The sequence below is a fragment of the Oleiphilus sp. HI0117 genome (assembly GCF_001635235.1).
In genome coordinates, this window is the sequence record NZ_LWGA01000632.1 from 1 (window position 1) to 11,881 (window position 11,881).

An 11,881-nucleotide genomic window follows, 5' to 3' on the forward strand; every position below is an offset into this window, starting at 1 on the left:
CCCGGGTCTTCCCCACCATGCCCTGGATCTATAACAACGATAATGTCTCGTTTCTGACCCGCAGGCACTTTCTTAACAACATTCTTGCGCGCTTCATTTAGCTTTTTTGTTTTCGTATATAAATCAACAACCAGACGATTTCCGTACTTCTGATTTGGCTTTAGCAAAAAGCTTTTCGTTTCAGCCTCTTCTTTTAAGTCCAATACAACCCTAAGATCATCTTTATTTCTACGTGCACTGCGCACTCCGGAAATAGGCGTACCTTTGAGATTCAAACTATCAAACTTAAGCGCCTTATCAGCATCATTAATATCCAAAACCAAACGCGAGGGATTCTTCAGCATCATGATTTTATGCTTTACCGGGTGTGATAAATCCAGAACTAAACGAATATACTCTGGAGACTCCCAAATACGCGCATTAGTTACTTTCGCTTGAGCAGCATTTACACTGCCAGCCATAAACGTAAAGGCAGCGAACAGAACAAGCACCTTTGCCAGGAAGCTAACTCTACTAGTACGAACTTTCATTAAATTCAGCTCTCTACTCAATCACAAAAGACATGCTTGAAACCACATGAACTCAAATTATAATTACTCAGCATGAAACATTACTCACTACCAAACCCGAGCCCGGCCTTAAACTAACCTCTTTCAATACTGAAAGAATCTCGCCATCTGCAGTAATCTTACAAAGGCGACCACGCCCGGTGCAGCTCAAATCGACTTCAAAATCGGCCTCAGGCAAGAAACCCTGGCCTTTATCAGGCCACTCAATAACACACAACTGCTTTTCCTGACCGTCATGAGGCACTTCAAAATAATCACGCACCCCCATAAATTCTAGCTCTTCGGGGTCGCCCAAACGATACAAGTCAAAATGATTAACTTGCACATTCTGTAATTCATAGGGTTCAACAATCGTATAAGTCGGACTCTTCACCTTACCAAAGTGCCCTGCACCTTCGAGAATCCCCCTAGTTAAGGTTGTCTTACCCATTCCGAGGTCACCGTGCAAAAAGATACTCACCACACCTTGATGAAAACAATGCTCATCGATGACACTGAATAACAAGCGTCCTAATGCTACTGTCGCTGACTCGTCAACCAATACAAGCCCAATAGCCGCTTTTGTCATACTCGCACCCTATATCGATTCACTCTCTTGCCCTATAATCCATAAACAAATATTAAAACAAGCGCTCTTTGCAGACACAAAAAGCAGGTTCTGCTGCACGTTTATGCCATAATAGCGTCGTAACACATTGCTTATTAATGTATTTGCTGAACAAACATTCCTAGTTAACTGTTAAGTATAGCAAAACATCGTCAGACTTACACAAAGATGCCGCTAGAATAGATTCGATGCAAAACACTAAGCCCAATCTTACTCACAACGAGCTGCTAGAACTTGAGCAGTCAATCCAAAAAAAAGCGCTAGAACTTGGGTTTCAGCAATTTGGCATCACAACTAATGACCTAGACATTCATATAGAACGATACAAAGACTGGCTCGATAGAGGTTTTCATGCAGACCTGGATTATATGGAAAAGCATGGAAGCAAACGCTGGCAGGCTGATGAATTAGTTCCCGGCACGCTTAGGGTTATTTCCTTGCGCATGAATTATCTAAGCGACCCAAACTCTCCTCTAGGCCTTTTGAACGAAAAAGAAAAAGCCTATATATCCCGCTATTCCTTGGGGCGTGACTATCATAAGCTAATCCGCTCGAGGCTAAAAAAGCTGATCGAACATATAAAACAAAAAGCGGAAAGCTACAGCTTTAGAGCTTTTGTCGACAGCGCACCTGTACTTGAACGAGCCTTTGCCCAGAAAGCGGGTTTAGGCTGGTTCGGTAAAAATACTATGCTTATCAGTCGTGAAGCGGGTTCCTGGTTTTTTCTGGGGGAAATATATACCGACCTCCCTCTTCCAATAAGTAAACCATACATAGAGGAACACTGTGGTAGCTGTAAGGCCTGCCTCACTGCCTGCCCGACAAAAGCATTTGAAGGACCGTACTTACTAGATGCTAAGCGCTGCATTTCTTATCTAACAATTGAGTTAAAAGGTAGGATTCCGCTAGAGCTAAGAAAGCCTATGGGGAACAGAATCTTTGGTTGCGATGATTGCCAACTCGTCTGCCCTTGGAACAAGTTCAGAAAACCCAGCCAAGAGACAGACTTTAGCCCCCGAAACAAGCTAGATGATATCACTCTGCTAGAGTTATTCTCTTGGAATGAAGAAACCTTCCTAACGAATACCGCAGGATCACCCATTCGCAGAGCGGGCTACGAATCCTGGTTAAGAAATATAGCCGTCGCACTTGGAAATGCGCCACAGTCATTAGTTATCGTTGCAGCCTTAAAACGAAGTAGAGAAACTGCCTCCCCCTTGGTCGCAGAACATATCGACTGGGCATTAGCGCAGCAAACCAAACCAAACAATCAAGAAGAGACTTAGCTACGCTTCATATTTGATGCCTGACTAACAGTATCACTCATTGTATAAGACAGTGACCCCAGGTGTTCAGCTATATCAAGCAACGACTGGGCGTTTGACGCCAGCTTTGCAGAAAAGTCTGCGTTTTCCTGGCAAGCCTCATCTAGATACTGACTATTGCTCACAACACCCTCAATACCTTGACTTTGCATACCCATCGCATCGGCTGAAACATTTATCTCTCGGGCAATATCTTCGACTTCGGAGGTGACGGCCTCCAGGCGATTACCCGTTTCGTTCACAACCATACAGCCCTGGTCGATACTCTCTTCCGCAACAGCCAGAAGCAGGCGTATTTTTTCTGCCGACTCGTTACTTTTGTGCGAGAGCGTCCTGACCTCATCCGCCACAACCGCAAATCCACGCCCCTGATCACCAGCGCGAGCGGCTTCGATTGCAGCATTTAGCGCCAGCAAGTTTGTTTGCTCTGCGATAGCGGTAATCACGCCCATAAATTCCAGAATATCATTATTACCGTCCTTTATTTTTTCCATGCAGTCGATAGTCTCTCGCATCGACTCACTACTAGAAATCGTATTTTTCTGCACTTGCTCAGACTTAAGGCGAACCACCTCCATTGCTGTAGCGGTCTGTTTAACCGAGTTAGCCATATCTTGAAGCGTATTATTCATTTCATGCGAGGACTCTAATTGGATATCAACCCTCTCGCTAATAGATTGACTATCATCATTCATAATCTTTGTCGTAGAAGATAAACGAGAAGAAGTATCAAGCAAAGCTTTAGCCGAATGGCTCGCTTGCTCTAAAATGGTCTGTAACTGGTCAGTTAATGCTTTAGCCTTCTCGGCTTGATAGCATGACTCTTTGGTTGACTCGGCAGCAAACTCAAGCGCCTCATTTCTAAGCTTAAACATATACGCAAGACTAAAAGCCTGGGCCAGAACTGGCAATAAAAAACCAGAGTAAGTATTAATTTTATCTTGCTTATCACTCAACTCAAACACAGGAAGCTCGTACCCACCGCGCTCCAACACGATAAACACAACTACTTCGGCAAACATTACCGCACTCCAAAAGGCACCCCACTTTCGGTCACATACCGTAAACGCTAAACCGATCAATACAACAGGCCAGTAAAAATGAGCTGACTGCAGACCGCCAAGATAATAAACCAGGCAAGCACAATACGTAGATGCCAGGAATACCTGTGTATTTGCTATCAGCATTCTAGGAAAGCGATCCATCTTGTTCGCAATTAGCAATAGAGGCTCACCAATGACCAGCAACCATGCCCAGGCGGCAAGTGCGTCGTAACCAACAGAAGACCACTTAATTAGACTGTATAAGCCGATCACAAAGATCAAACAACACATAAAAGCCATGATCTTGAAATGAATAAAGTCGCGGTCACTCTCAACCATCGAAGGCAGACAAGCATTGAAGCCTTGCTGAATAATATTCAATGTATGTTCCTTAGTGATACTAATAATTTAGACCCAACCGTTACCCTACCTTCAAGAAAGGTGGCCGGTTCAAGCAAGTTCTAATTCACATTATAGCCCATTTTTCACTTTGCAAACTTAGTTCACTTAGTATCTGCAAACACTGAGATTTGTGCTACCTTCAGTAAAGGTAAAATTACTTTTAGCAGGAAAAAGTGCATGTCAGATAAAACGATCATGGTTGTCGATGATGTCGAGTCAAACCGTGTGCTTTTAAAAATGATTCTCGAAGATGACTTTAACATCGTGGAATGCAGCTCCGGCCAAGAATGCCTGGATCAGGTAAGCCAGGAAGTACCTGATATCATTTTGCTAGACGTAAACATGCCCGGAATGACTGGCTACGAAGTTTGTACCGAGCTTAGAAAGCACAAAGAAAGCAGCGTTGTTCCCATTGTTTTCGTCTCTGCCATGGATAATGTCGAAGAACATCTTGCGGGCTTTGAAGCAGGCGGCAACGAATACATCACCAAACCAATTGACCCGGAGCGAGTGCTTGAACGAGTCAATTACTTTATAGATCACCAAGCCGAAACAAACAAAGCGAAGGAAGATGCCAGCAACGCCATGAAAGTTGCCATGGAAGCCATGACATCAAGTAGCGAGCTTGGCCAAATAATCGAATTCGTGAAAACCTCTCAGGAAATCACAACACTGGAAGGCATTGGACAAAAACTATGTGAAGTTGCATCAGGCTTCGGCTTGAGCGCATCCGCTGTCATCTATGGCACCCCTAGTGTTTTTATTAATTGCTCGCAAGACTCTATGGAAGCTCGCGTACTAAGCAAATTCAGAAACTCTAAAGAGCGAATTATCAGCATTGGCGTCTGAACGATGGTTTGCAGCGACTCCATGGGTGTACTTATAAATGATATGCCAGTTGACGATGAAAGCCGCTACGGTCGTTTCAAAGATCACCTCGCAGTTTTATCAAGCATCTGCGATGGCCGACTGCTCACACTTCAATCTCAAATATCAATGACCGACCAGCGTAAAGATGTACTAGGCCGCGCTATAGGTATGACCGAAAAACAGGTCAAACAGCTAACCAATAAACTTGCTGAACATGATGTCACTGTTCGACAAGTTATGCTTGATATGATTACTGAACTGGAAGCCAAACTATTTTCCTTAGGCCTGGACGAAGATCAGGAAGAACAACTAATGGCACTAGCCTATCAAGCAAGTGACAAACTTGAAGGTATGAAAGATAGCGCTAAGAACCTCGAGAATGAGTTAGGCCTGGTACTGGAAGGTCTGTATGAAGTACTAGCAAAGAACACATAACAGAGTCCAGTGCATGAACTTACCCAAGTCATTCAATACGTTCACCTCTATCATTTGGTACGGCGAAAGAAAGCACAATAACGCAGCTCTCGTTGACGCTCTAATCTCGAGCGGCTACCAGGTCGAGCAAATTAGTAATGAAGATGAGCTGAAAAGCAGATTCCTGAAAGTTCCTACAACGTTTTTAATACTTGACCAACCCAATGATATGGTTCGTTGCATCCAGCTAGTCATCTCTTTCAAGCTGCAAGCAAAGGATTCTGCGTTCACTACAATATTGATCTCTGACAAGGCCAGCATCGAAGACAAGGAAAAATACTATCGAGCAGGCGGCAACGAAATTATACACCCTCCTGTTAGCCATAAAGAATTACTAAGTAAAATCAAGCACTACAAAATGCTATGCGATACCGCTAATCGCTTTGCCCAATCAATCGCAACGGAAGAAAATCTGGGCAAAGCAGAAGAGTCTCGACGCCGTTTTTTAACAACCTTGAGCCATGAACTCAGAACCCCTCTCAATGGAATACTTGGCTTTTCAAAAGCCCTGAAGAAAAAAGACGAAGAGACTCCTTTGGGTAAATCTGGTATCGATGCCCTTAGCCGAATATTTGAAAGCACTAACCAGATCAACGCAATTATTACAACCCTGATCGATATCTCCAGCGCCTCTCTGGGCGCTAAGGGAATGATATCAAAAAACTTCGATATCAGCTCTCTCGCCTTAAAGCTCGAAACCAACTTCAGGCAAGCAGCGCTTGAAAAAGGCTTGGACTTCTCAATTGATTACCCTGATGGCCTAACAATGCTAAGCGATGAAAAGAAAATTTATTCAATGCTGCAGCACCTTGTTGATAATGCCATCAAATTCACTCAAAGCGGTAGCGTCAACATTCGCCTTAACACTGACTTCAACCCCACTAGCGGACAACGCATTATCTTTGAAGTATCAGATACAGGCATCGGAATAGACCCGCGAGACCATAAGCGGATCTTTACCGAAGTCGGGCAATTAAATAACGAACACAATCGAGAACATTATGGTGTCGGCCTGGGCTTATATTACGTCAACCTGCTCTCGCAACAGATCGGAGGTAGCGTTGAGGTTGAATCAACTCCCGGCGAGGGCGCTAAGTTTACTTTAGACCTACCTGCTGGAGAGCTAATTCTTGAAGCAGAACCAGTAAACGAAGAGCAAGAAATTGATGACCTATTGTTCTAGGCAGCCACCTCGGCACTTTTAACAACACTCTGTAAATCGAGTATCTGGATTGAAAACCCCTCAGCTCACTTAGACCAAACACAATATCAATATATATTGATATTGTGTTTGCTATATCAATATATATTGATATACTTCAAAACTATGATGATAAGCACCTCGAAAGTAGAACCGATTAATTGCGGCGACATCCACCTCCTTAGCCAGGCTCTCAAAGCTTGCGGTGACCCTCTTCGCCTTCAGATCCTTCAGGTACTGCAGTTTGAGACCTTTGGCGTACTCGAGCTGACTCAACTTTTTAACACCAAACAGTCTGGCATGAGTCACCATTTAAAGGTACTCAGCCAATCAAGTCTTGTAGAAGCACAGCGCGAAGGTAATGCCGTCTTTTATCGTCGTCCAGTCTCATTCGATTCACAGCGAGTAAAGTCTACTACTGAACAATTATTTTCCTTAGTTGACCAGTGCCCGCTTGATCAAAGCCTACAAGACAAAATCAAATGTATTCAGGAACAACGTGCAGTTCAATCGCAAGCATTTTTTTCGCGCAATGCAGACCGCTTTCATGAACAACAAGAGCTTATTGCGAAACATAGCTTATATGCGCAAGCAAGCTTTGAGCTTCTTCTGCAAGAGCAGCGCGCCAATCTAGCAGAACAAACCATTATTGAATTTGGGCCAGGAGAAGGTCATTTTCTACGCCCGCTTAGCGAGACATATAAATCCGTTATTGCCATCGATAACTCTCAAGATATGCTAAATAAAGCGCGTGCTTTTGCGCTAAGTGAAGGTTTGAACAACATTACCTTTGAATTAGGCGATACCCATAGCTATAAAAACTTGTGCAACAAAAACGAAAGGCCGCAAGTAGACGCAGCTGTCATGAATATGGTTTTACATCATGTTCCCGCCCCTGCTCAAATATTTATTGATGTCTATGCAATTTTAAAGCCTGGCAGTTCATTGGTTATTTGTGATTTAGCCCACCACAATCAGGAATGGGCTCGTGAAAGCTGTGGAGACCTTTGGCTTGGCTTTGAAGCCCAAGAATTACTTAGCTGGGCAGAACGTGCTGGCTTTATTGAAGAAAAAAATGCATTTATCGGCCTCCGTAATGGCTTTCAAATTCAATTACGAAAATTCATAAAACCTATCAATAGCAGTATTAACTAATTTGTGCAGGAAACGACTATGAGCGAATACAGTATATTTACTTCTGAATCTGTATCAGAAGGCCACCCGGATAAGGTTGCAGATCAGATCTCTGATGCAGTACTCGATGCTATCATTGCCCGCGACCCACTTGCCCGTGTTGCCGTCGAAACGCTAGTTAAAACCGGCATGGCCGTTGTTGCCGGAGAAGTGACTACTTCCTGCTATGTAGACCTAGAAGACATTGTTCGAGACGTGATTACTGGCATCGGCTATAACAGCTCTGATGTTGGCTTTGATGGCGCTACGTGTGCGGTACTTAATGGCATAGGTAAACAGTCAGTCGATATCAACATGGGAGTTGACCGCTCTAAACCTGAAGACCAGGGTGCTGGTGATCAAGGCCTAATGTTCGGCTACGCAACAAATGAAACACCAAGCTTAATGCCCGCTCCCGTTTATTACGCACACCTATTGGTACAACGTCAATCTGAGCTTCGCCAGAACGGTACACTACCCTGGTTGCGTCCAGATGCTAAGTCTCAGGTGACCATCAACTACGAAGGTGAAACACCAAAAGTGGATGCTGTGGTTTTGTCCACGCAACACGACCCTAGCATCTCTTTAGAAGACTTGCGTGAAGCAGTATTAGAAAACATTATCAAACCTGTTCTACCTGCTGAGTGGCTAAGTGACAATACTTTGTATCACATCAACCCAACCGGCAACTTTGTAATTGGTGGGCCAGTCGGTGATGCTGGCTTAACAGGCCGTAAGATTATCGTTGATACCTACGGCGGTATGGCACGACATGGTGGCGGCGCATTCTCTGGAAAAGACCCTTCAAAAGTTGACCGCTCTGCTGCTTACATGGGCCGCTATGTTGCCAAGAACGTCGTTGCTGCGGGTTTAGCTGATCGTTGTGAAATCCAGGTTTCTTATGCTATCGGCGTTGCTGAACCAACTTCTATTTCTGTTAATACTTTTGGAACTGGTAAAGTTTCAGATATCGAGCTCGCGAAAATAATCCGTGAAGTTTTCGATCTTCGACCTTATGCAATCCAGAATCAACTAGAATTGCTTTATCCGATGTACCAAATTACTGCTGCCTATGGACATTTCGGACGCGAACCTTTTGAGCATACCTATAGTTACAAGGAAAACGGCGAAGAGAAAACTAAGACCTTCACCGCTTTCACCTGGGAAAAAACTGACAAGATCGATGCCTTGAAAGCAGCTGCAAAGGTTTAAAGACAGTAATTTTTACTAATACGACAGACTGAACCTACTTCAGCCTGCACTCAATATTACGTTGGCCGGAAAGCAATCCGGCCCACAAGACAGGACATAATTATGAGCTTCACAGATTATAAAGTTGCCGACATCAATCTAGCCGATTGGGGCCGTAAAGAAATTCAAATCGCTGAAGGCGAAATGCCTGCACTGATGGCTTTACGTAGAAAATATAAAGAAGCACAACCATTGGCTGGTGCAAAAATCATGGGTTGTATCCACATGACAATCCAGACAGCAGTTCTAATCGAAACTTTGGTCGACCTTGGTGCTGACGTTCGCTGGTCATCATGTAACATTTTCTCTACTCAGGATCATGCAGCAGCGGCAATTGCAGCAGCGGGTATTCCAGTATTTGCCTGGAAAGGTGAAACAGAAGAAGAGTTCCTTTGGTGCATCGAGCAAACCATACTATCTGAAAAAGATGGTAGCAAAGTTTGGGATGCCAATATGATTCTTGACGATGGTGGTGACCTGACTGAGATGGTGCATAACAAGTACCCTGCACTGCTTAATGATATTCACGGTATTTCTGAAGAAACAACAACAGGCGTACACCGATTGTTAGAAATGATGACGAAAGGTGAGCTAAAAGTTCCAGCGATTAACGTTAACGATGCTGTAACTAAATCCAAAAACGATAATAAGTACGGCTGCCGCCACTCATTAAATGATGCCATTAAACGTGGTACAGATCACTTACTCTCTGGTAAAAAAGCACTAGTAATTGGCTACGGCGACGTAGGCAAAGGCTCTGCTGCCTCATTGCGCCAGGAAGGTATGATCGTAAAAGTTACTGAAGTCGACCCAATCTGTGCAATGCAAGCCTGCATGGATGGCTTTGAAGTTGTTTCACCATATTTAGATGGTGTGAACACGGGTTCTGTAGAAGGTATTAACAAGCTACTAATGGAAACAACCGACCTGATTGTTACCACGACAGGTAACGTCAATGTCTGTGATGCAAGTATGCTTAAGACACTTAAGAATGGCGCTATTGTTTGTAACATCGGCCACTTCGATAATGAAATTGACACGGCTTATATGCGTGAAAATTGGGAATGGGACGAGATTAAGCCACAGGTTCACAAGGTTTATCGTGACAAGGGAGCTGATGATCACTTGATTCTTCTTTCTGAAGGTCGCTTGGTTAACCTGGGTAATGCCACGGGTCACCCTAGCCGAATTATGGATGGCTCATTCGCTAATCAGGTACTGGCCCAAATCTATCTTTATGAACGTAAATTCGCTAACTTGATGGAAGCAGAGAAGAAGGAAAGCATCTACGTTAAAGTACTTCCAAAGAAACTTGATGAAGAAGTTGCTAAAGACATGGTTGAAGGTTTTGGTGGTGTCATCACGCAATTGACCACGAACCAAGCTGACTACATCAACGTGGATGTTGATGGGCCATATAAGCCAGAATCATACAAATACTAATACTCTGTGGAGGCGTAGCGCAATACACGCCTCCATCTATCCAAATTTAATAGAGACATTATCATGCACAGCCAAAAGCAATTTAAACATCGCTTCAGTTTTGAGTTTTTTCCTCCAAAGACTGAAGCTGGTATGGAAAAGTTGCAGGTCGTTAGAGATGAATTAGCTCGACGCAAACCCGATTTCTTTTCTGTTACCTATGGTGCCGGGGGCTCTACTCAAGAGCGCACCATCGATACAGTGTTAAAGCTACAGGACCAAGGCATATCAACCGCCCCACACCTTTCATGCGTTGGCTCTACAACTGAAAACATCGCCTCTTTGCTTGATCATTACATTGAGCACGGTGTAAATAGAATCGTTGCCTTGCGCGGTGATCTACCGTCTGGAATGGGTTCAGCCGGCGAGTTAAAGTATGCGAATGAGCTGGTTGAGTTTATCCGCAAGCACAGCGGAGATCACTTCAACATTGAAGTCGCGGCCTACCCCGAGTTTCACCCACAAGCACCCTCTGCAGAAGCTGACCTTCTTAACTTTAAGAAGAAAGTTGACGCTGGGGCAAACAGTGCCATCACACAGTATTTCTATAATGCAGACTCCTACTTCTACTTTATAGACCGCTGCGAAAAAATGGGCATCAATATTCCTATTGTTCCTGGGATCATGCCTATCACGAACTACAGCAGCTTGGTTCGCTTTAGCGACATGTGCGGTGCTGAAATTCCACGCTGGATCAAAAAACAGCTCGAAGCTTATGGCGATGATACTGTTAGCATTCAGAAGTTTGGTGAAGAAGTGGTAAGTCAAATGTGTGAGCAGTTGTTAAAAGCTGGCGCTCCGGGTCTACATTTTTATACACTTAATCAAGCCGAACCAAACTTAAAAGTTTGGGACAATCTTGGCCTAAGTGACGAGGAAAAAATTCGCTTTTAAACTGCTTTCATCTTATTTTCGTTAAGCCCTTCTGCTGGTGGTCAGGCATAAAAATATATCGTTTATCCTGACCGGCTAGCTGCTCCCTTTCTTAAGTTCTATATTGTCATGTTTTGTGACAATTCATTTAAATTTTCTTCCAAGTAAAGAAAACTTTAGCCATTTGGTCTAGACTCATAGAACAAATATTAACCAGTTAAAAAATATTGCGACCTTGTGACTATGACTTCGGCGATCAGTTTTGTTATCTCCCTAGCACTCACTAATCGTAATGTAGAGACACGCAGCAGGATACTGAACATATGTAAAGTAATACCGCTCGAGCGGTAAATATTTCCTTTAGGGGGCCTTATGAGTATTTTTAGTCATTACCAGTCTAGATACGAACTGACTCAGCAGGAAGAGTTTAGTCTGGAAGAATACCTGGAAATCTGTAAGAACGATCCGAGCGCTTACGCAACCGCTGCCGAGCGCATGCTTATTGCGATTGGTGAACCTGAGCTCATCGATACCTCCAAAGATCCTCGTCTCAGCCGAATTTTCTCCAACAAAGTCATTAAGCATTACCCCGAGTTTAAAGATTTCTATGG

11 protein-coding genes and 1 pseudogene are annotated in these 11,881 nt (G+C 43.8%); 9 read left to right on the plus strand and 3 right to left on the minus strand.

The window, feature by feature from the left end; translation table 11 throughout:
* Both A3757_RS07550 and tsaE read right to left on the minus strand, forming a co-directional pair.
* Positions 1-530: AMIN domain-containing protein (locus tag A3757_RS07550; protein WP_156506245.1), on the minus strand; the 530-nt coding region annotated here is incomplete at its 3' end.
* Positions 531-597: 67 nt separating this feature from the next.
* Positions 598-1,137, minus strand: a complete 540-nt coding sequence (tsaE, locus tag A3757_RS07555) for a tRNA (adenosine(37)-N6)-threonylcarbamoyltransferase complex ATPase subunit type 1 TsaE (RefSeq protein ID WP_068511749.1) — start codon at positions 1,135-1,137, stop codon at positions 598-600.
* A gap of 227 nt (positions 1,138-1,364) precedes the next feature.
* Between tsaE and queG the strand changes: the two genes are divergently transcribed.
* Positions 1,365-2,462, plus strand: a complete 1,098-nt coding sequence (gene queG, locus A3757_RS07560) for a tRNA epoxyqueuosine(34) reductase QueG (RefSeq protein WP_068511750.1) — start codon at positions 1,365-1,367, stop codon at positions 2,460-2,462.
* Here the strand turns inward: queG and A3757_RS07565 are convergent.
* On the minus strand, positions 2,459-3,925 hold the full coding sequence (locus A3757_RS07565; protein ID WP_068514961.1) for a methyl-accepting chemotaxis protein: 1,467 nt from the start codon (positions 3,923-3,925) through the stop codon (positions 2,459-2,461). The two genes, queG and A3757_RS07565, sit on opposite strands and share 4 nt — an antisense overlap.
* 198 nt (positions 3,926-4,123) lie before the next feature.
* On the opposite strand from A3757_RS07565, the gene A3757_RS07570 reads away from it, so the two are divergent.
* From A3757_RS07570 to A3757_RS07605, 8 genes and pseudogenes are all read left to right on the plus strand, one after another.
* Positions 4,124-4,795, plus strand: coding sequence for a PleD family two-component system response regulator (locus A3757_RS07570; protein ID WP_068514958.1), 672 nt, complete (start codon positions 4,124-4,126; stop codon positions 4,793-4,795).
* Positions 4,796-4,816: 21 nt separating this feature from the next.
* A complete protein-coding gene (locus A3757_RS07575) occupies positions 4,817-5,251 on the plus strand; it encodes a hypothetical protein (RefSeq protein WP_068514054.1) in 435 nt (144 codons plus the stop codon).
* A 13-nt stretch (positions 5,252-5,264) separates the two neighbouring features.
* Positions 5,265-6,473 (plus strand): hybrid sensor histidine kinase/response regulator, encoded by a 1,209-nt coding sequence (locus tag A3757_RS07580; RefSeq protein WP_068554928.1) that lies wholly within the window; start codon positions 5,265-5,267, stop codon positions 6,471-6,473.
* 144 nt (positions 6,474-6,617) lie between these two features.
* Entirely contained in the window at positions 6,618-7,646 is a 1,029-nt protein-coding gene (locus A3757_RS07585; RefSeq protein ID WP_197469927.1) for a metalloregulator ArsR/SmtB family transcription factor, read from the plus strand.
* Positions 7,647-7,664: 18 nt separating this feature from the next.
* On the plus strand, positions 7,665-8,876 hold the full coding sequence (gene metK / locus A3757_RS07590) for a methionine adenosyltransferase (RefSeq protein ID WP_068514953.1): 1,212 nt from the start codon (positions 7,665-7,667) through the stop codon (positions 8,874-8,876).
* Positions 8,877-8,978: 102 nt separating this feature from the next.
* Entirely contained in the window at positions 8,979-10,358 is a 1,380-nt protein-coding gene (ahcY, locus tag A3757_RS07595) for an adenosylhomocysteinase (RefSeq protein ID WP_068514950.1), read from the plus strand.
* A 63-nt stretch (positions 10,359-10,421) separates the two neighbouring features.
* Complete coding sequence (gene metF / locus A3757_RS07600) at positions 10,422-11,291, plus strand: methylenetetrahydrofolate reductase [NAD(P)H] (RefSeq protein WP_068514947.1); 870 nt, start codon at positions 10,422-10,424, stop codon at positions 11,289-11,291.
* A 351-nt stretch (positions 11,292-11,642) separates the two neighbouring features.
* A pseudogene (locus A3757_RS07605) lies at positions 11,643-11,881 on the plus strand (PrkA family serine protein kinase); the annotation flags it as partial.

Excerpts from the sequence above, each read along its gene's own strand:
- ahcY (WP_068514950.1), top strand. The coding sequence starts at position 8,979 with ATGAGCTTCACAGATTATAAAGTTGCCGACATCAATCTAGCCGATTGG.
- A3757_RS07575 (WP_068514054.1), top strand. The coding sequence starts at position 4,817 with ATGGGTGTACTTATAAATGATATGCCAGTTGACGATGAAAGCCGCTAC.
- metF (WP_068514947.1), top strand. The coding sequence starts at position 10,422 with ATGCACAGCCAAAAGCAATTTAAACATCGCTTCAGTTTTGAGTTTTTT.
- queG (WP_068511750.1), top strand. The coding sequence starts at position 1,365 with ATGCAAAACACTAAGCCCAATCTTACTCACAACGAGCTGCTAGAACTT.
- metK (WP_068514953.1), top strand. The coding sequence starts at position 7,665 with ATGAGCGAATACAGTATATTTACTTCTGAATCTGTATCAGAAGGCCAC.
- tsaE (WP_068511749.1), bottom strand. The coding sequence starts at position 1,137 with ATGACAAAAGCGGCTATTGGGCTTGTATTGGTTGACGAGTCAGCGACA.
- A3757_RS07585 (WP_197469927.1), top strand. The coding sequence starts at position 6,618 with ATGATGATAAGCACCTCGAAAGTAGAACCGATTAATTGCGGCGACATC.
- A3757_RS07570 (WP_068514958.1), top strand. The coding sequence starts at position 4,124 with ATGTCAGATAAAACGATCATGGTTGTCGATGATGTCGAGTCAAACCGT.
- A3757_RS07580 (WP_068554928.1), top strand. The coding sequence starts at position 5,265 with ATGAACTTACCCAAGTCATTCAATACGTTCACCTCTATCATTTGGTAC.